The organism is Acidobacteriota bacterium, from assembly GCA_016716715.1.
GTDB lineage: Bacteria > Acidobacteriota > Thermoanaerobaculia > UBA5066 > UBA5066 > Fen-183.
In genome coordinates this window covers 220,086-240,026 of the sequence record JADJVE010000007.1, presented here as the reverse complement: position 1 = coordinate 240,026, position 19,941 = coordinate 220,086, and the positions used below count along the sequence as shown (strand labels likewise).

The following is a 19,941-nucleotide window of genomic DNA, read 5'->3' as shown; positions in this document are numbered from 1 at the left end:
AGCCCGAAGTGTTTCCGGATCAGTTCGGCTCGGGGCAGAAGTCCGAGAATCCGCGGCCGGCCTCTCGCCGGGCGACGGGGTCGGGCGACTGGCGCATTACGCCGAGGGCGACGAGCTGCGGCCGGAACTCGTAGCGCAGGCGCACGGACATCGCGGGCGCGTCCTCGAGGTCGACGTCCACGCGCGTCACGTCGAACCGCGTCCGGCGCCCGATGCCGGTGGCGGCCAGCTCGTCGGAAAGAGAGGAAGAGGAAGACTTCTTCGAGTGGTCCCGAGCCATTCCGGACTGCTCGTTCTGCTCTTCTTTGGCACCGCCAAGGGCGCCGGCCGCGGAGGGGGCCGGCATCGAGTCGGGCGGCGGCCCGTCCCCTCTTTCACTCGAAGAACTCCTCTCCTGGTCTTTCCCTCTTTCGTTCAAGGTGATCTTCTCCTGGTATCTGTCTCTGTACGGCTGCTTCTCCCGAAAGAACACCGCCTCGATCGTCCCGAGGTTCGCCGTCTGGCCCAGCGCGGCGCCGTAGGAGCGCTTCTCTCCGGTGAAATAGAACTTCCGGCTCGTGTCGCCGGAGACCTGCCAGCCGGGGATCACGACGGTCTGGTAGGGATCCAGGATCCACTTGCGGGCGTCCCGTGCCGTCGTGTGCCTGGCGTCGATCGTGTTGAGGCCGTCGACCGAGAGCGCCACGGCGACCCGCACGCCGAGCGGGTTCGTGATGCGGAGGGAGAAGTCCCGGCCGCGCAGCGCCTCGACGTACACCGTGCCGCGTGCGGCGTACTCGGGGCGGGCCGAGCCGTCCACGAGGACTTCGAGTCCGAAGCCCGCGGGGGCGTTTCCGAGGGCGGAGCCGGCGGCGAAGAGCAGCGAGAGGAGCGGGGTGCGAAGACGCATGACGTTCTCCTTCGCACGGTTGGACCCCGCCCGCGCCCGGAGGTTCCCGTCAGGGTGCGAGGTTCTTCACGAGCAGGGCGAGGCCGACCGCGATCACGAAGACGCCGAACCACTTCCGGAGCCTCGCGGCCGGGAGGTCGCGCCCGAGGCGCTCGCCGGCGAGCGCGCCGAGGACGCAGACGCCCGTGAACGCCGCCGCGAAGCCGTAGGGCACGGCCTGCTCCCCGATGTGGCTCGCGAAGCCCGCGGCGGAGTTGATCGCAATCACGACGAGAGACGTGCCGATGGCGAGCGGCATCGCGAGGCCGGCGGCGATGACGAGCGCAGGCACGATGAGAAATCCGCCGCCGACGCCGAGCAGGCCGGTCAGGAATCCGACGCCCGCGCCGAGCGGGGCGACGAGGACGGGGCGCGGCTCGTGCGCGGTGCCGCCGCCGCGCCGGCCGCGGAGCATGAGAAGGCCCGCGGCGACCATCAGGAGCGAGAACAGGACGAGGAGCGTGCGTCCGGAGAACCCCCGGCCGGCGCGCGCGCCGAGAAAGGCGCCGACGAGGCCGCTTCCGCCGAACGCAAGTGCCGAGCCCCAGGCGACCGCCTTTCGCCGGGCGTGCGCGAGAGCGGCGATGAGGCTCGTCGTCCCGACGCTCAGGAGCGAGGCGGGGATCGCGAGCTTCGGGTCCAGACCGGCCGCGTACACGAGAACGGGCACGGTCAGGATCGAGCCGCCGCCTCCGAGGAGGCCGAGTGACAACCCGACCGGAAAGGCGAGGATGAGCGCGAGCGCGCTGCCCGTCACTTCCCGAGCGCGGACGCGAAGAACGCCGCGACGTCCCTGCGGAGCTTCGCGAGCTCGCCGACGTGGAGGTACATCATGTGGCCGGCCTCGTATTCCTTCGACGTAATGCGCGCGCGCTGATCTGACGTCAGGCCCATGTGGGAGAGCGTGTAACGCGTGGCGAAGTGCGGCGTCGCGAGGTCGTAGTGCCCCGACGCGACGAAGAGGCGCATGGACGGGTTCTTCGCGAACGCCGAACGCAGGGCGCCGCTCGTGTCCGCGAACGTGTTCTGGGGAAACTCCCACGGGCTGCCGATCCCTCCGCCGAGCACGTAGTACGTCAGGTCGCTCTTGAAGCCGAGGTCGGCCCTCACGTACTGGTTGAAGGCGGCGGTGTACGGCGGGACGATGGCAGCGATGCTCGGGTCGAAGTCCGGGCGCTCGGCGATGCCGGACTCGTTGTCGCCCGTGAAGCGCGAGTCGATGCGGCCGACGTTCTTCCGCTCGGCGGCGAGGAGCTCGCGGCAGAAGTGCATGATCTCGATGCGCTCGTCCGCCCGCTCGATCCACCCGGCGTCGAGCCCGGTGTAGCGCGCGAGGCGCGCCGCGAGCGCCTTGCGGTCGGCGGGGGCGAGCGCGTCGCCCTTCGCGAGCGCGACGGGATACTCGCCGCCGGCGAACGCCTCGACCTCGTCGAGGACGGCGCGCAGGGGCTTGCCCTGCAGGTCGGCGGGAAGCTTCTTGTGGTACCAGGCCGTCGCCGTGTACGTCGGCAGGAACAGCGGGTACGGGAGGTCGTTGCCGCGCGTGAAGCGCGCCGTCTGGAAGTTCAGGATCGAGGAGACGAGGAGGATCCCGTTGAACGCGATGCCGCGGTCCACGAGGTAGCCCGAGAGGCCCGCGGCGCGCGTCGTGCCGTAGCTCTCGCCGACGAGGAAGAGCGGCGAGCCCCAGCGCTCGTAGCGCGTGAGGTAGAGGCGGATGAACTCGCCCACGGACGCGATGTCGCCGTCGAGGCCCCAGAACTTTTTTCCGAGCTCGGGCTTCGAGGGCCGGCTGTAGCCGGTCCCGACGGGGTCGATGAAGACCATGTCGGTGTCGCCGAGCCAGGTCTCCTCGTTGTCGACGACGGTGTAGGGCGGCGCCGGCATCATCCCGTCGGCGTCCTTCATCTTCACGCGCTTCGGGCCGAGCGCGCCCATGTGCAGCCACACGGATGCTGCGCCCGGGCCGCCGTTGAACGAGAACGTGAGCGGCCGCTTCGACGCGGCGGCGGCGCCGCGGTCCAGCGTGTACGCCATGAAGAAGACCTTCGCTTCGGTCTCGCCCGCGTCCGTCTTGAGCGGCATGAAGCCCGTCGTCGCCGTGTACGACAGCGTCTTGCCGCCCGCCGTGAGGGTGTGCTTCGTGACGACCGGCGGCTCTTCCTTCTCTTCCTTCTTCTTGTCGTCCCTCTGGGCGGCCTCGTCGGCTTTCGCCGAGGCGACCGCTGGCGTCGCGGTCGGAGCGGCCTCGGGCCGTGCGGCGCGCGTCTGTGCGAGGAGGACGGTGAGGGCGAGCGTGCTCAGCATGAAAAGCCTCCGGAGGCGTTCTTTGACCGCGGGGTTGCCGTACCGTACATTGCTCCCGCATGAAAAGCGATAGTCCGGCGCCCGTCCGCGTGGGTCTCCTCGGCTACGGCAACGTCGGGCGCGCGTTCGTCCGGCTCCTCGCCTCCCGCGCGCCCGATCTCGCGTCGCGCCGCGGCGTCGGTCTCCGTCTCGTCGCCATCGGGACGCGCCGGCCGGACGACAAGCGCGATGCCGCGCCGAGCGACGTGCGCTGGACGACGGACCTCGCGTCGGTCGCGACGGCCCCGGACGTGGACCTCGTCGTCGAGCTGATTGGCGGCCACGAGCCTGCAAACGCGCTCATCCGCGCGGCGCTCGGCGCCGGCAAGAGCGTCGTCACGGCGAACAAGCTCCTCCTCGCGAAGGAGGGGACCTCGCTTCAGGCGCTCGCGCGCGAGAAGAAGGCCGGGCTCGGCATCGAGGCGGCCGTCGCGGGCGGCATCCCGATCCTGCGCGCCCTGCGCGAGAGCTTCGCGGGCGACCGGATCGCCTCCGTGTCGGGGATCCTGAACGGGACCTGCAACTTCATTCTCACGGAGATGGAGGCGACGGGCCGCGCGTACGCCGACGTCCTGAAGGACGCGCAGAAGCTCGGGTACGCCGAGGCCGACCCGGCGAGCGACGTCGAGGGAGAGGACGCGGCTTACAAGCTCGCTCTCCTGGCGCGTCTGGCGTTCGGGCGCGACGCACACGTGGCGCAGATCGCGCGCGAAGGCATCACGCGCCTCCTTCCGTGCGATTTCCTCTACGCGAAGCGCCTGGGCCGCACGCCGCGCCAGCTCGGCGTTGCGCGAGAGCTGCCGTCCGGGCACCTTCTCCTTTCCGTGCGGACGCACCTCGTGTCGCAAGCCTCGCTTCTCGCGAAGGTGACGGGCCCGTTCAACGCGATCGAGGTGAAGGCGGCGGCGGGCGGCTCGTTCGTGTTCTCCGGCCGCGGCGCGGGCGGCGACCCGACGGCGACGGCCGTCCTCGCGGACGTCGTGGAGCTGGCCCGGTCGAAGGGCGAGCCGCGCGTCCCGCCGCTGGGCTTCGCCGACCTTCTCCCGTGCGAGGCGGCCTCGGCGGGGGAGTTCGTCTCGGCCTACTCGCTGCGGTTCGTCGTGCGCGACCGCTCCGGCATCATCGCGGACCTCGCGCGGATCCTCGCGGACCACGGCGCGAACATCGACGCCGTCTTTCAGGAGCCGTGGCCGGACAAGGACGCGCTCCCGTTCGTCATCACGCTCGAGCCGGTCGCGCAGAGCGCGCTCGACGCCGCGCTCGCGAAGATCCGCGGGCTCGACTTCCACGTCGAGCCCCCGCTGGCGCTGCCGCTGACGGACTGATGCCCCCATCGGGCCGGGCCCGTACAGCGACGGGGACGGGCGGCGCTCGTTCTCCCACGCGAGGAGCGAGGCCCAGAAGCCGACGCGCACCATCGCGAGGACGAAGAACCCGAACTGGCGGAAGACGAAGAGCCCGAACGTGGAGCCGTTCGTGTGCGGGTTCCAGCGCAGGCCCCACGACGTGAAGGCGGCCTGCACGGCGAGACCGACCGCGATCCAGACGACCGCGAGGAGGATCGCGGAGGGCCGGCTTCCGCGCAGGCGGCGCTTCGCGACTCGGTAGGCGCCGCGGGCGTTCACGGCCTCGCCGCGAGCGAGCGCCACGCGCGCGAGGTCGTACCGGAGGCCGACGTTCAGCAGGACGATCGCCCCGATCACGATTCCCCACCAGAAGCGGAGTTCCGGAATGAACGTGTGCGGCGGCGCGTTCTTGCCTAGCTTTGCCAGGAGGGCCATCGGGCCCGCGACGAGGATGCCGAGCCAGAAGGCGGCTGCGATCGCGAAGCGGATCGTCGCCCAGAGGTTTGCCTTGAAGAGGCCGGCGGACTCGGCGACGACGAGGCGGAACACCGGGCGTGGGCGATCCCCGATGAGCGCGCGCAGGACGCCGCCCGTCAGGAAGATCGTAAGGAGCCCGAAGACGACGAACGCCCCCGTCACCGCCGCGAGCGCGATCCCGATCTCCGGCCCGCGCGATGCAACGAACGACACGAACGCCCAGCCGTCCCACCCCTTCACGAGCGAGTCGCGAAACGCGCCCTCGTCCAGGGGCCCGAGCAGTTTCTTCATCGGGAACCACGTCACGAGGGCGGACGCGAGGAGCGAGAGCCACAGGACGGCGGCGAGCCGCCGGTGGCGGAGGGCGGCGCCGAGGCCGGTCGAATAGACGCTCACAGGACACCCCACAGCGTGGAAAGCAGGATCTCCACGAGATGCAGGGCGTAGGTCCGGCCCTTCGCGGCGGCCGACGGTCCCTCGTACTTCTTCGTGTACCGGGCGTTGTTCCAGGGGTTGCGGTCGAGGACGGTCCGTCGCTCCGGGTCTACCTCGGCCTTCACGAGCGGCGACGAGGACGTGGCGCGGTACTTGATCCACCCGCTCGCGCCGTCCCAGGTGCGGGTGATGGTCGTCTTGTCCTTGAACGTCAGGACGACCGTGGCCGGCATCTCGATGTCGCCGTCTCGCCCGATGGTGACGAGCGACTGCCACGTGCCCTTGTCGCCCTTGTCCTTGTCGTCCTTCTTCTTTTCTTTCTTCTTCGGGTCGGGGTCGAAGTTGACGGGCTTCGCGGAGTCGTCGAAGCCGGTGAAGCCCTTGTCCCGATGCGTCTCGGCCGTGAAAACCGAAAAGTCCACCCAGCCGCGGCCGTACCAGGTCTTCTGGATCAGGTCCGCGACGAGGGGATTTCCGCTCGCGCGCATGAGGTCGAAGAAATCCTCGGACGTCGGGTGGTCGAAGCGCCAGCGCTCCGCGTAGCCGCGGAACGCGCGCCAGAACGTCTCTTCGCCGAGAAGATTCCGGATCTGCTGAATCGTCGTCCCGGGCTGCGGATACGAGTTGCGGCCGTAGGAGCCCTCGCTCGCGTACTTCCAGGAGCTCGCGAGGATTGGATCGTGGTCTTGCGTGAGGGCCGACGTGCGATTGCTCTCCTCGTTCGTCACGCCGATCCCGAGTGGGAGCGCGAGGTACGTGCCGTACTTGCGATCTACCATCACGAGCTCCGTGAAGGTGTTGATTCCCTCGTCCATCCAGCTCTCCTCGAACTCGTTCGAGGCGAGGAGGCCCATCCAGTAGCCGTGCGTGAACTCGTGGATCGTGACCATCTCCGGGAGATAGAGACGGTTGAACGGCCAGCGCGCCATCCAGGTGAACGCGAGGGTCGTGTAAATCGTCTCGTACTCCATGCCGGTCGCCCCCGTGCCGTCCTCGGGCGTGTCGATGATGGAGATCTGTGCATACGGGTAGGGGAAGCACCAGAGGCCCGTCCACGCGAGCGCCCACTTCTGCGCCTCGATCTGCCGCCGGTCGAACGCGCCGTGCTCGGGCTGACGGTAGAGCTTGATCGAGACCTTGTGGAACCCGGCGAGCAGGTCGCCTTCGCTGCGACCGAGTGTCTTCGCGGCACGCGCGAGCTCGTCCTTCGGGACGTCCTTCGCCGGGTCGAAGACATCCTCGACGACGACGTAACGCGGGTCGGCCGTGAAGGCGAAGTTGTGGACGGCCTTCTGCTCGAACGTGAGCGTCTTCTTCCCGCCATCCTTCTTCTCGGAGACGAGCGCGCCGGCCGAGCCGACGACGAACTTCTCGGGGAGCGTGATCGCGACACGCCAGTCGCCCCAGTCCGCGTAGAACTCGGAGTTCGCGTGGTACTGGTGGCAGTTCCAGCCGGCCTCGGTCCGGCGGCGGCGGCCCTTCGGCTCGTAGACGCCGATTTGCGGGAACCACTGCCCGAAGAAGAAGAAGTCGCGGACGAAACCCGCGCGCGCGTAGACCTTCGGGACCTTGGCCTTCCAGGCGATCGCGAGCGTCGCGGTCTCTCCGGGGGCGACGGGGCGGGGGAGCGGGACGACGAGGACGGTCCGGTCATCCGGGTTGCCGTCGTCCGGGCTGTCGAAACGGGCTCCCTTGATCAGCTCGGCCCCGTCCCACTTCATCGACGTCACGTCCGTGTAGCCCCAGCCCTTGCCCGTGTCGGCCTTGTCGCCGCGCAGCTGGCCGCCGGACTCCTTGAAGAACGTGGAGCGGTCGTTCCGGAACGCGTTCCAGTAGAGGTGGAAGCGCAGCTCGCCGACCGGGCCATCGGACGGGTTCGTCCACTTCAGCGTCTCGGATCCCTCGACGAGCTTCGTCTCCGGATCGAGAGACACCTTGATGTCGTAGTCGACGATCTTCCGCGGCGCCTCGAGCGCGGTGGCGGGAAGCGCGAGCGCGAGCGTCGCGGCGGCGGCGAATGCGAGTTGTTTCATGGTCGCGGGGGATTCTAGCCCTGCGGTAGAGTCCTCCGATGCGCGCGGGCGATCTCGTCTCCCTCACCGGCGGCACGGGATTCGTGGGCAGCCATGTCGCCGACGCGCTCCTCGCCGCCGGGTATCGCGTGCGCGCGCTCGTGCGGCGCCCCGACGACGTCGCGTGGCTGAAGGGCACCGGCGTCGACCTCGTGAGGGGCGACGTCCGCGACGCGGCGACGCTGCCGGCTCTCGTCGAGGGCGCGTCCGCCGTCGTCCACGTGGCGGGGAAGACTTCCGCCCGGAGCGAGGCCGAGTACCTCGCCGCGAACGCAGCGGGAACGGAGAACGTCGCCGCAGCCGTGCGTACGCACGCGCCGGGCGCGCACGTGGTCCTCGTGTCGTCCCAGGCGGCGGGCGGGCCGAGCCGGGACGGCGTGCCCGTATCGCCCTCCAGCGTTCCGGATCCCGTCTCCGCGTACGGCCGCTCCAAGCTCGCGGGTGAAGAGGCGCTGCGGCGCGCGGGCGTTCCGTTCACGATCCTCCGGCCGTGCGCCGTCTACGGACCGCGCGAGACGGCGATCCGCGATCTCTTCGTGGCCGCGTCGAGGGGAGTGGTACCGGTCCTCGCCGGTGGGAAGCCCCGCGTCCAGATGGTCTACGGGCCGGACGTGGCCGCCGCGGTGAAGGGGGCTCTCGACCGCGGGGGACGGGGCGAGACGTTTTACGTCGCGCACCCCGAGGTGCTCGACTACGCCTCCATCGCCGAAACTCTGGCTGGCCTGCCCTCGCGCCGGCCGTTCCGGCTGCCCGTCCCGGGGGCCGTGATCCGTGGCGCCGGTCACATCGTGGGAGCGCTCTCGGCCTTCGCGAAAGGGCCGCCCGTCTTCAACTCGGAGAAGGCGGACGAGATGCTGCAGGAGGCCTGGCTTTGCGACGTCTCCGAGGCGCAAGTCGCGCTCGGACAACCGTTTCGAACTGACTTCGCGACTGGGTCGCGATTGACGTGGGAGTGGTATCTCGAGCGGGGGTGGCTGGTGGACCGGGGTGATAAAATCCGCGCGAGGGAGACCAGATGACACAGCCACGTTCGGCGCGGCCCGGGGCCGCAGAGGGTGAAACGATGTCCGCGAGGGCGCGCGGGGGATCCGCCGCGTCCGCGAACCGTTCAATCTTCGAAAAGTGCCGGACGTACACCGCTCCGGACGACCTCCGGGCGGCGGGCCTCTTCACGTTCTTCCGCATGATCGAATCCGGCCAGGACCCGGTCGTGATGATGGGCGGCCGCGAGATGGTCATGCTCGGGTCGAACAACTATCTCGGCCTGACCTCACATCCCAAGATCAAGGAAGCCGCGATCGCCGCCGTCAAGAAGTACGGGGCGGGATGCGCCGGCAGCCGTCTATTGAACGGCACGCTCGACATCCACGTCCAGCTCGAGGAGCGCCTCGCGGCGTTCATGAAGAAGCCGGCGTGCGTCACGTTCTCGACGGGCTTCCTCGTGAATCTCGGAGTCCTGTCCTCCCTCGCGGGCAAGGGCGACACGATCTACCTGGACCGCCAGGACCACGCCTGCATCTTCGACGGGGCGCGCCTGGCCGTCGGCGCCGACATCAAGAAGTTCAAGCACAACGACCCGGCCGACCTCCGGCGGCTCCTCGCGATCGGCGGGGACCGCAGCGGCGGCAGGATGCTCGTCATCGACGGCGTCTTCTCGATGGAGGGCGACATCGCCCCGCTGCCCGAGTACGCCGACATCTGTGACGACTACGACATGGCCCTCATGGTGGACGACGCGCACGGCGTCGGCGTACTCGGAAAGCACGGCCGCGGCACGGCCGAGCACTTCGGGATCGAGGACCGGACCGACATCATCATGGGGACGTTCTCGAAGTCCCTCGCGACGGTCGGCGGATTCGTGGTGGGCGAGCCGGACGTCATCAAGTTCGTCAAGCACCGGGCCCGGGCGCTCATGTTCACGGCGGCGCCGCCGCCCGCGTCCGTCGCGGCCGTCCTCGCCGCACTCGACATCATCGAGGCGGAGCCCGAGCGCCGGGACCGGCTCTGGGAGAACACGCGCTTCATGCTCACGGCGCTCAGGGCCATCGGATTCGACTGCGGCGAGTCGTCGACGCCCGTCATCCCCGTCGTCGTGGGGCCGGACATGGTCGCCTTCAAGATGGCGAAGATGCTCGAGGACGAGGGCGTCTTCGTGAACGCCGTCGTGAGCCCGGCGTCCCCTCCCGGGCGCGCGATCATCCGGACGTCCTACATGGCGACGCACACGAAGGCGCACCTCACGCGCGCCGTCGAGGCGTTCCACAAGGTCGGCCGCGAGCTCGGGCTCGTTTCGTAAGAGCAAGAGTCCGGGGATTCGGGTTTCTCAGAAAGTGGCTGGAATCGACGTCATCGCCGTAACTGCTTCCGGGGGCCTGCGGGCTTTTGTCGACTTGCCATTCCGCCTTTACGCGAACGACAAGGACTGGGCAGCGCCGCTCAAGTCCGACGTCCGGTGGATGCTCGGCCTTTCGAAGAACCCTTTCTGGAAGCACGCACAGAGGCAGCTCTTCCTGGCGCGCCGCGACGGGAGGGTCGTCGGCCGGATCGCGGCGATCGTCGACGACGAACACAACCGGGTCCACGGGGAGAAGATCGGATTCTTCGGATTCTTTGAAAGTGAAGACGACCGCGACGTCGCGGCGGCCCTGTTCCGTGCTGCCGAAGCGTGGGTGCGCGGCGTGCTTCCGGACGCTTCTCTGCTTCGCGGGCCGGTCAATCCCTCGATGAACGACGAGGCCGGTGCGCTCGTGCCCGCCGAGAGCGAGCCGGGCCTGCCGTTCATCATGATGACGTACAACCCGGCCTACTACCTCGACCTCTTCGCCGCCGCCGGGTACGAGAAGGTCAAGGACCTCGTCGCGATCCTCGCGCCCGTCGACGACCGGTCGTTCGAGCGGTTGAAGCGCGTAACGGACATCGTGAAGAAGCGCGAGAAGGGCCGGGCCGTCGTCCGCCAGATCCGGATGGACCGGTTCGACGAGGACCTCGGAATCGTGAAGGACCTCTACAACCGGTCATGGGAGAAGAACTGGGGCTTCGTGCCGATGACGTCGGACGAGATCGACGCCATGGCGAAGAAGCTCAAGCCGATCCTCTATCCGCCGTGGGTGCTCTTCGTCGAGCTGGACGGAAAGCCCGTGGGCTTCCACCTCGCGCTCAAGGACTACAACCAGGTTCTCAAGGAGCTCGGCGGCTCGCTCTTCCCGTTCGGATGGCTGAAGTTCCTGCTCCTCCAGAAGAAGATCGACCGCGTGCGGACGCTCGCGCTCGGCATCCTGCCCGAGTACCGCCGCCGCGGCTTCGACGCGCTGCTCTACTTCGAGGCGGTCAAGGAAGGCGTGCGCCTGAAGTACACGGCCGCCGAGTTCTCGTGGCTGCTCGAGGACAACCTCGACATCCAGCGGCCGCTCGAGGTCTTCGGCGGGCGGATCTACCGGCGCTACCGGATCGTCGAGAAACGCCTGTAGAGCGCGTTCCCGAGCGGCACCGCGGCGAATGCCAGCGCGAACCCCGCGAGGACGTCCGCGACGTAGTGGTACCGGCAGAAAACCGTCGCGATGACGAGGCCGACCGCGAACGGCAGGAACCACCAGAACGTCTTCCGTGACCTTCGCGCCGCCTCGAGAAGGACGGCCGTCACGACCATCGTGTGGCCGGACGGGAAGCAGTCGCGCTTGTTGCTCTCGAGCATGTTGAGCGTGTCGTCGATGACGCGCGCGACCGCGCCGCGGGGGAGCGGGCCCGCGTGCGTCACGGTGAAGCGCGGGCCCACCGCCGGGACGATGAAGTAGCCGACGTAACTCACGAAGAAGACGAAGACCATCGTGAACGCGTACCGCGCAAAGTCACGCTCGGCCGCCGGGCGTTTCCGGTCGTCCCTGAGGACGAGCGTCCCGAGGACGATGGGATGGAAGTAGTAGAGCGAATAGAAGAACGTCAGGACGTCCGAGAGGAACGGCGTCGCGAACCGCTCGAGGAAGACGGTCGGGTCGGTGCCGGTCAGCCAGCGATCGAAGGCGATGAGATGCGGATCCTTGTCGACGGGATTCACGGCGCGGATGAGCGGCCCGAGCCCGTCGAAGATGACGACGATGCAGGCGATGACGTAATAGTCGAAGAAGATTTGAAGATTCTTCGAGGGGTTCGGACGCCGCGCCCGCAGGAAGGCCACCAGCGCGGGCACGGCCGCGACCACGATCATCCTCAGAAGAACTCTTCGGTCTTCCAGCGCCTGGAACCTGGCGAGGCCCGCCACGACCAGCGCCGCCGCGAACAGCGACGTCAGGGCGTCGACCGGCTTCCAGTGCACGGGCGGGTTCTAGCACACGAACCTATAATCCTCTTCGTGCGCAGCGCCGCGATCCTCCTCCTGTCCGGCGCGCTGGCCGCCTCCGCGGCCCCGGCGCCCTCTCCTGCCGCGGGAACGGTCGTCGTCGCGGACCTGAACACCGAGATCCAGGCCGTGAGCGCCGCGTTCGTCGCGCGGGTGCTCAAGGACGCCGAGAAGAGCGGCGCGCCGTTCGTCGTCCTCAGGATCGACACGCCGGGCGGGCGCATCGACTCGACCCGCACGATCACGCAGGCGATCCTCGCCTCGCCCGTGCCGGTCGTCGGCTGGGTGGCGCCGCCGGGCTCGCAGGCCGCGTCGGCGGGTTTCATCATCCTGATGTCGTGCGACGTGGCCGTCATGGCGCCGGGCACGAACGCGGGAGCCGCCGCGCCCGTGGGCGGAGGGGGAGAGGACCTCCCCAAGACGCTCGCGAAAAAGGCGGGGCAGGACGTCTCGGCGCTCCTGCGCTCCGTGACGGAGCCGCGCGGCCGCCCCGTGGACGACGCCGTCAAGGCCGTCAGCGAGGCTGCGTCGTATTCGGAGAGCGAGGCCCTGAAGCGGAAGCTGATCGAGATCGTCGCGCGCGACGAGAAGGACCTCCTGGCGCAGCTCGACGGGCGAACGGTGAAGCGGGTCGGCAAGCCCGACGCCGTGCTGAAGACCTCGGGCCTCGTGACGGCCGCGCGGACGATGACGCGCCGCGAGCGCATCCTCGGCGTCATCGCGAGCCCGGGCCTCGCGGGCATCCTGTTCCTGATCGGCCTCGTCGGGCTCTATTCGGAGCTGTCCCACCCGGGCGGCATCCTGCCGGGCGTCCTCGGGGCGATCGCGCTCCTTCTCGCGCTCTTCGCGATGTCCGTCCTGCCCGTGAACGCGGCCGGCGTCGCGCTCCTCCTCGTGGGGGCGCTGTTTTTCTTCCTGGAGGTGAAGCTCGCCTCGCACGGCGTCCTCGCCGTCGGCGGCGCCGCGGCCGTCGTGTTCGGCGCGATCCTGCTCTTCCCCGAGCAGGCGGGCGCGCCGCGGGGCGAGTTCGCGGTGCTCGTCGCCGGAGCCGTCGCCACCGCGGCGATCCTCGCGGTCCTTTCCTTCAAGGCCCTCGCGATGAAACGCCTGCCCGACCGCACGGGCCTCGGCGCTCTCGTCGGCCAGATCGTTTCCGCGCGCAGCCCGATCGCGCCAGTCGGCAAGGTGTTCGCCGACGGCGACCTCTGGGAAGCGCATTCCGACGTCCCCGTAGCAGCCGGCGACCTCGTCGAGATCGTCGGCATCGAAGGCCTCGCGCTCGTCGTGAGGCCGGCCCGCAAGGCGGGCCAGGAGCCCGGATGAACAACCTCGCTTTCATCGTCCCGGTCGTCTTCGTGGCCATCATCTTCATCTCGAAGTGGATCAACATCCTCAACGAGTACGAGCGGGCCGTCACGTTCTGGCTCGGCCGCCTCTCGCCGCAGCCGAAGGGCCCCGGCCTCACGTTCATCTTCTGGCCGTTCGAGACGATGATCCGGATCTCGCTCCGCACGGTCGTCCTCGACGTGCCGCCGCAGGACGTCATCACGCGCGACAACGTGTCCGTGAAGGTGAACGCGGTCGTCTACTTCCACGTCATGGACCCGTCGAAGGCGGTCGTCAAGGTCGAGAACTACCTCTACGCGACCTCGCAGCTGTCCCAGACGACCCTGCGGTCGATCCTCGGCCAGGCGACGCTCGACGAGCTCCTTTCCTCACGCGACAAGCTGAACGAGAACCTGCAGGAGATCCTCGACAAGCACACGGACCCGTGGGGCATCAAGGTCACGATGGTCGAGCTGAAGGCCGTCGACCTGCCCATCGAGATGCAGCGCGCCATGGCGAAGCAGGCCGAGGCCGAGCGCGAGAAGCGCGCCAAGATCATCCACGCGTCCGGCGAGTTCGAGGCCTCCAAGCAGCTTTCGGAGGCCGCCGCGATCATCGGCCGCGAGCCTGCGACGTTGCAGCTCCGGTACCTGCAGACGCTGACCGAGATCGCGACCGAGAAGAACTCGACCATCATCTTCCCGCTGCCCATGGACCTCATCAGCGCCTTCCTCAAGAAGGACAAGGCCTGATGGCGGGGCTCGGACTGGAAGACCGCGCCGAGGACGCGCCGGACAAGCCGGCTCCGGTCCACTACCAGATCTCGATCACCGGGCGGCAGGCAGGGTTCTTCTTCCTGCTCCTCCTCGCCGCTCTGGGGCTCTCGTTCTTCTTCGGGATGAAGACCGGCGCCGCGGCGAAGAAGGGCCCTGGCGGGGGAGCTGCCGCGGTGATCGCGTCCGCCTCCGACATCCCCGTCCCCACGCTTGCGCCGGCCGAGGGCCCGCGCGAGACGAAAAAGCCGGACGACACGCTTGGAATCAAGCCCGAGGAGAAGAGGGCGGCCGAGGCCGCGCCCGTTCCCGTGGTCGCGCCGACGGCCGTCCCGCCAACGCCCGTGCCTCCGACGCCGCACGGCCGCCGGTCCCGACGCCGAAGCCCGTGCCTACCGCCAAACCCGCTCCGAAAGGCCCGTTCTACGTCCAGATCCTCGCGACGAAGAACGCCGCGGCGGCGGACGAGCTCGCCAAGAGGCTCAAGGACGAGGGGTTCAACGCGGACGTCGCGGTCATCGCGGGCAAGCCCGGATGGTTCCGCGTCCACGTCGGACCGTTCAAGGACCGCGCGAAGGCCGAGGCTCTCGCGAAGAAGATCAAGGCCACGGACAAGCAGATCAAGAACGTTCCGCTCGTGGTGCCGTGAGCCGTCCGCTGCCGGTCCGCGGCGAGCCGGCGCTGCCGCCGTGGATCCGCGAGAAGAAGCTGCGCCTCCACGACCTCCACGCGATCAAGGCGCGGATGCGGCTCGGGAAGCTCTCGACCGTCTGCGAGGAGGCCCGCTGCCCGAACCGCACGGAATGCTTCGAGCGGAAAACGGCGACGTTCCTCATCGCGGGAGACGTCTGCACGCGCGCGTGCGGGTTCTGCCACATCACGTCGGGGAAGCCCGCGCCGCTCGACCCCGCCGAGCCCGCAAACCTCGCCGCCGCCGCGCGGGACATGGGCCTCGCCCACGTCGTCGTGACGTCCGTGGATCGCGACGACCTGCCGGACGGTGGCTCCGCGCACTGGGCGGCCGTCGTCCGCGCCCTCAAGGCCGACGAGTCGGCGCGGGACGGTCGAGGTCCTCACGCCGGACTTCCAGGGCGTCGCGGAACAGATCGACCGCGTCGCGGACGCGGGAGGCGACGTCTACAACCACAACGTCGAGACCGTGCCGCGGCTCTACGGCACCGTGCGGCCGAAGTCGGATTTCCGCCGCTCCGTCGACCTCCTCGGCCGCGTCAAGGCGCGGCATCCCGAGATGACGGCGAAGTCGGGCCTCATGCTCGGGCTCGGCGAGCGGGACGAAGAGGTCCTCGACGTCTTCCGGGCGCTCCGGGGCGCCGGCATCGACGTCGTCACGGTGGGGCAGTACCTCCGGCCGAGCGCGTGGAACCTGCCCGTCGTCGAGTACGCGACACCGGAGCGCTTCGCGGCGCTCGAGAAGGGCGGAATCGAAATGGGTTTCGCGGCTGTCTTCTCGGGGCCCTTTGTCCGGTCGAGTTACTGCACGGAAGAGTTTCTTAGAGGGTAAGAAAAAAAAGCCTCGCGGGCCTGGAGTCAGGGCTTGCGGTTCGGCGTCGGCGTGGGTAGCCGGATGAGGCGTCCGTCCTGGGCTTTCGTCGCTTCCGCGAGCGCCTTCTCCTTCTGCTTCCTGAGGTCTGCGAGGGCTTTGGCCTTGTCCGCTTCGAGCCTGGCGATCTGCTTTCGGCCGCCACGATCTGTTCCTTGAGATTTCGGCGTTCGCCGAGTCGATCGTCCGGTTCAAGGCGTGGAGTTTCTGGGAGGCCTGGTCGCTGAACCGGCTCGAGAAAAACGCGGCCGCGGAAGCGTCCGGCATGGGCGGCGGCGAGCCTGGAGGGGATCACCTGGGAAGGCCGGAGGCGCCAGGCCCGCCTCCGCTGGTGACCCGATTTGCCGGGAGCGTCCATGCTCCTGACCGCCGGGATCGCCGCGACAACGCCTCAATATCCTTCGCGGACAGCGAAAGTCCCGCCTTCGCGAGCTCGGCCGCGAGGACTGTTCGTCGCGCTTCGCCTCAGAGGAGGCGCGCGCGCACCTCCCACCGGACTCGCTTCCGACTGCCGACAGAATCTTAGGCAGCAACTCCTGGATCTTCCGCGCGACCTGCTCGACCTTCTTCGCCTGCTCCTTCAGCGCCTGGATCTGCCGGTCGATGTCCTTGATCTTGTCCTCGAGAGAGCTCTTCTGGTCCTGGCCTCCTTGAGGAGCTTCGCGTACTGGGCCTCGATGTTCTTCTCCATCTGAGCGTACGTGTCGGTGACCCCGGCGATGGCGCCCGCGCCGCCCTGGGGCCGGGGGTGAGGGCCGGGGCGCTATCTCACGCTGCGCGGCGGCAGGCGCCGAGAGGAAGAATCCGATGAAGGTGAACGCCGGAATCGGCCTCAGAGCGTTCTCGATTGTCCGCCCAGCCGACTGAACCGCTAGACTGAACGCGGTCCCTCCCAGGAGACGCCCGGACGCCGCATGCTTCCCCTATTACCCTCTAAGAGAATCCCCCGACTGCTCTGGGCCTGTGGCGCCGGGGTCCTTCTGGCCCTCTGTTTTCCGAATTTCTCGATCCTCCCGCTCCTTCCCATCGCGCTGATCCCGCTGCTCGCGGCGCTCGACGGGCTGACCTGGCGGCGGGCGTTCCTTCCGGGATTCGTGTTCGGTGCCGCGTTCTGGCTCGTCACGATCCCGTGGATCGCGTACACGGTCCACCGCTTCGGCGGGGTGGGCTGGCCGCTTGCAGGGCTCGCGCTCGCGATCACGGCGGGCGTCTACGCGATTCCGTTCGGCCTCATGGCGTCGCTCTACGCAGCAGCGCGGCCGCGCTCGGGACCGGGAGTCGTCGCGGCGTTCGCCGCGGCGTGGGTCGTCCAGGAAGGGTTCCGTACGTACGTCTTCGTCTTCGGCGGGTTCCCGTGGAACCTCCTTGCGAACCCGCTCGCCGACGTCCCGGCGCTCCTCGGCTCGACCGCCCTCGGAGGCGTCCTCTTCACCTCGTTCCTCATCGCGGCCCTCAACGCCGCGCTCTTCGTCGCGTGGACGCGGCCGGGGCGGAACGCGCGTCTCGGATGGCTCCTCGGCGCCGCCGTCTGCGCGCTCGCGGCGGCGGCGGTGCAGCCCTTGCGGCCCCGTCCGTCAGACGAGGCTCTCAAGGTCGGCGTCGTCCAGCCGAACGTCGACCAGGCCATCCGCTGGGACCCCGGCACCGCCGAGCGCCTTCAGCGCGACCTCGAGAATCAGACGCGCGCCCTGTGCCGGGCCGACCGGCCGGTCGTCGTGCTCTGGCCGGAGAGCGCCTCGCCCTACGCGTGGTCGTTCAACGCCGTCTTCCGCGAGCGGGTGCAGCGCCTGTGCCGCGAGCTGGACGTCGCGATCCTCATGAGCACGGTCTGGTCGGACACGCCAGGCGACGACGACGCGCCGTACTACAACGCAGCGCTCCTCGTGACGAAGGACGGTCCTGTCCTGCCGCCGTACCTCAAGCAGCGCCTCGTGCCGTTTGGCGAGTACGTGCCCCTCGCGCCGGTCCTCAGGATGATCAAGCCGATCAGCCGCGCGGTGCCCGGCGGCTTCACGCCGGGCTCGGGAACCGTGCTTCTGAAGCTCGGAAGCTGGAATCTCGGCGGCGCGGTCTGCTACGAGGTCGTGTACCCGTGGATCGCGCGGGCCGAAGCGCGCGCGGGCGCCGACGTCCTCTTCACGCTCACGAACGACGCGTGGTACGGGCGCGCGGGCGCCCAGCGGCAGCACTGGCAGGCGGCGGTGCTGCGCGCCGTGGAGACGGGGCGCCCGCTCGTGCGCGCGGCCGTCACGGGCATCAGCGGCGCCGTGGAGCCCGACGGGCGCGTCCTCGTGTCGCTCCCGGCGGGGAGAAAGGGCGCGTTCTCGGCGCCCGTCTTCCGCCCGCGCGGGACGCCGCCCGCCGCCGCCCTCGGCGACGCGATCCTGTGGGTTTGCGCCGCCGGCCTCCTCGCCGGTATCCTGCGAGCGCGGTTCCCCTCGCCCCGGGGTCCCGTGGCGTCCGCGTCCCCCGCGCCGCCGAGAGGAAACACGTGAACGAAGAACGCATTGAGCGCCTGCTCGAACTCGCGTCGTCCGTGAGCTCCCTCCGGGGCTATCTTTGACGTCCGCCAGGCGGGACGTGAGAAGGACGAGCTGGAGCGGAAGACGGGCGAGCCCGGTTTCTGGACGAACGCCCTCGAAGCGCAGGACACGCTCCGGAAGCTGAAGCGCGCCGAGCGCATTCTCCTCGACGACAAAGACCTCAAGGAACGGCAGGAGGAGCTCGAGATCCTGGCGGAGTTCCTCAAGTCGGGCGAGGCCGTCGAGAAGGACGCCGACACGGCGATCGCGACGGTCGGCCCGTGGGCGCGCCGCAAGGAGCTGACGTTCAAGCTCACGAACGACGAGGACCCGATGCCGGCCCTTCTCGAGATCCACGCGGGCGCGGGCGGCACCGAGGCGCAGGACTGGGCCGACATGCTCATGCGGATGTACCTCCGCTACGGCGAGCGGCAGGGCTGGAAGACGGACGTCCTCGAGGTCACGTACGCCGACGACGCCGGGATCAAGACGGCGACGCTGCGCTTCGAGGGGGAGTACGCGTACGGGCACATGAAGGCCGAGCGCGGCGTCCACCGCCTCGTGCGCATCTCGCCGTTCGACGCGGCCGCGCGGCGGCACACGTCCTTCGCGGCCGTCTACGTCTCGCCGGAGATCGACGACACGATCGACGTCGAGATCAACGACAAGGACCTTCGCGTGGACACGTTCCGGGCCGGCGGCAAGGGCGGCCAGCACGTCAACAAGACGGAATCGGCCATCCGGATCACGCACCTTCCGACCGGACTCGTCGTCCAGTGCCAGAACGAGCGGTCGCAGCACAAGAACAAGGCGTCCGCGATGAAGGTCCTGCGCTCGCGCCTCTACCAGAAGGCGCTCGAAGAGCAGCAGGCCAAGAACGACGCGCGCGCGGGCACGAAGATGGAGATCGGCTTCGGCTCGCAGATCCGGTCGTACGTGCTTGCGCCGTACCGGCTCATCAAGGACCACCGCACGAACTACGAGGTCGGGGACGTGGACCGCGTCCTCGACGGCGACCTCGACGGGTTCATCGAGGCGTTCCTCCAGACGATGGTCAAGAAGGGCGAGAAGGCCGCGACGGATCGCCCGGGCTTCAACGCGGCCGACCCGGCGTGAGCGGCGATGCCGGCGGCGGCGGAGACGCCCCGCGCACCTGGCTGGACGACATCCGCGCCCGCCTCCTCCGCGACTGGCCCGAGCGCAAGCTCGAGCTCGAACGTGCGCCGGACGCCGGACCGCTCCGGGAAGCCGCGGTTCTCATCCCACTCTTCGTGCGCGAGAAGGCGCTCTGGACGCTCTTCACGAAGCGGACGGACCTCGTGGAGCACCACAAGGGGCAGATCTCGTTCCCCGGCGGCGGCAAGCACGCTTCCGACGCGAACCCGTGGGAGACGGCGATCCGCGAGACGGAAGAGGAGATCGGCGTGCCGCGGGCGGGCGTGAAGATCCTCGGCGCGCTTCCGAAGCTCGTCACCGTCACGGACTTCGAGATCTCGCCGTTCGTCGGCGCCATCCCGTACCCGACGCAGTTCGCGCCGCACGCGGGGGAGGTCGAGTCGATCATCGAGGTCCCCGTGTCGTACCTCCTCGACCCGATGGTCGTCGAGGAGCGGCCCGTGAAGTGGAAGGGCCGCGACGTGATGACTCTCGTCTACCACTACAAAGGCCACGCGATCTGGGGCGCGACCGCGCGCATCCTCGCGGACTTCCTGACGGCGTTGCGGGGCGAGACGGACTCGGCAACGTAGAATCGCTCTCAACAACGTGGCGCTCGCAGCGGGAACCCGCCTCGGCCCGTACGAGATCCTGTCGCCTCTCGGCG

15 protein-coding genes and 1 pseudogene are annotated in these 19,941 nt (G+C 69.1%); 11 read left to right on the top strand and 5 right to left on the bottom strand.

Features of this window, described 5'->3' with window-relative positions:
• Positions 1-19: 19 nt before the first annotated feature.
• From IPL89_13275 to IPL89_13265, 3 genes are read right to left on the bottom strand one after another with little or no spacing between them, the layout of a single operon-like run.
• A complete protein-coding gene (locus IPL89_13275; protein MBK9064147.1) occupies positions 20-889 on the bottom strand; it encodes a hypothetical protein in 870 nt (289 codons plus the stop codon).
• 49 nt (positions 890-938) lie between these two features.
• On the bottom strand, positions 939-1,685 hold the full coding sequence (locus IPL89_13270; protein MBK9064146.1) for a sulfite exporter TauE/SafE family protein: 747 nt from the start codon (positions 1,683-1,685) through the stop codon (positions 939-941).
• The gene (locus tag IPL89_13265; protein ID MBK9064145.1) at positions 1,682-3,235 is read right to left on the bottom strand and encodes a peptidase S10; all 1,554 of its coding nucleotides are present in this window, start codon (positions 3,233-3,235) and stop codon (positions 1,682-1,684) included. Before IPL89_13265 ends, IPL89_13270 begins: the two co-directional genes overlap by 4 nt.
• 59 nt (positions 3,236-3,294) lie before the next feature.
• Between IPL89_13265 and IPL89_13260 the strand changes: the two genes are divergently transcribed.
• Positions 3,295-4,599 carry a homoserine dehydrogenase gene (locus IPL89_13260; protein MBK9064144.1) on the top strand — a complete coding sequence of 435 codons (1,305 nt, stop codon included), beginning with the start codon at positions 3,295-3,297 and terminating at the stop codon, positions 4,597-4,599.
• An 890-nt stretch (positions 4,600-5,489) separates the two neighbouring features.
• Here the strand turns inward: IPL89_13260 and IPL89_13255 are convergent.
• On the bottom strand, positions 5,490-7,565 hold the full coding sequence (locus tag IPL89_13255; protein MBK9064143.1) for a M1 family metallopeptidase: 2,076 nt from the start codon (positions 7,563-7,565) through the stop codon (positions 5,490-5,492).
• Between the two features lie 38 nt (positions 7,566-7,603).
• Here IPL89_13255 and IPL89_13250 point away from each other — a divergent pair, with 38 nt between their 5' ends.
• From IPL89_13250 to IPL89_13240, 3 genes are all read left to right on the top strand, one after another.
• Positions 7,604-8,623, top strand: coding sequence for an NAD-dependent epimerase/dehydratase family protein (locus tag IPL89_13250; GenBank protein ID MBK9064142.1), 1,020 nt, complete (start codon positions 7,604-7,606; stop codon positions 8,621-8,623).
• A gap of 44 nt (positions 8,624-8,667) precedes the next feature.
• Positions 8,668-9,900: a pyridoxal phosphate-dependent aminotransferase family protein gene (locus IPL89_13245; protein MBK9064141.1), complete on the top strand. Its 1,233-nt coding sequence runs from the start codon at positions 8,668-8,670 to the stop codon at positions 9,898-9,900.
• A gap of 94 nt (positions 9,901-9,994) precedes the next feature.
• Positions 9,995-11,071, top strand: a complete 1,077-nt coding sequence (locus IPL89_13240) for a hypothetical protein (protein ID MBK9064140.1) — start codon at positions 9,995-9,997, stop codon at positions 11,069-11,071.
• Here the strand turns inward: IPL89_13240 and IPL89_13235 are convergent.
• Positions 11,044-11,913: a phosphatase PAP2 family protein gene (locus tag IPL89_13235; GenBank protein MBK9064139.1), complete on the bottom strand. Its 870-nt coding sequence runs from the start codon at positions 11,911-11,913 to the stop codon at positions 11,044-11,046. The genes IPL89_13240 and IPL89_13235 overlap by 28 nt on opposite strands.
• Positions 11,914-11,949: 36 nt before the next feature.
• Here IPL89_13235 and IPL89_13230 point away from each other — a divergent pair, with 36 nt between their 5' ends.
• From IPL89_13230 to IPL89_13200, 7 genes and pseudogenes are all read left to right on the top strand, one after another.
• Complete coding sequence (locus tag IPL89_13230; GenBank protein ID MBK9064138.1) at positions 11,950-13,260, top strand: nodulation protein NfeD; 1,311 nt, start codon at positions 11,950-11,952, stop codon at positions 13,258-13,260.
• Complete coding sequence (locus IPL89_13225) at positions 13,257-14,015, top strand: slipin family protein (protein MBK9064137.1); 759 nt, start codon at positions 13,257-13,259, stop codon at positions 14,013-14,015. The genes IPL89_13230 and IPL89_13225 overlap by 4 nt, the downstream gene beginning before the upstream one ends.
• A 409-nt stretch (positions 14,016-14,424) precedes the next feature.
• Positions 14,425-14,685, top strand: coding sequence for an SPOR domain-containing protein (locus tag IPL89_13220; protein ID MBK9064136.1), 261 nt, complete (start codon positions 14,425-14,427; stop codon positions 14,683-14,685).
• Between the two features lie 32 nt (positions 14,686-14,717).
• Positions 14,718-15,558 (top strand): annotated as a pseudogene (lipA, locus tag IPL89_13215) (lipoyl synthase).
• A gap of 953 nt (positions 15,559-16,511) precedes the next feature.
• Complete coding sequence (gene lnt, locus IPL89_13210; GenBank protein MBK9064135.1) at positions 16,512-18,092, top strand: apolipoprotein N-acyltransferase; 1,581 nt, start codon at positions 16,512-16,514, stop codon at positions 18,090-18,092.
• A gap of 60 nt (positions 18,093-18,152) precedes the next feature.
• Entirely contained in the window at positions 18,153-19,235 is a 1,083-nt protein-coding gene (gene prfB, locus IPL89_13205; GenBank protein ID MBK9064134.1) for a peptide chain release factor 2, read from the top strand.
• Complete coding sequence (locus IPL89_13200; GenBank protein MBK9064133.1) at positions 19,232-19,867, top strand: CoA pyrophosphatase; 636 nt, start codon at positions 19,232-19,234, stop codon at positions 19,865-19,867. The genes prfB and IPL89_13200 overlap by 4 nt, the downstream gene beginning before the upstream one ends.
• Positions 19,868-19,941: the final 74 nt, after the last annotated feature.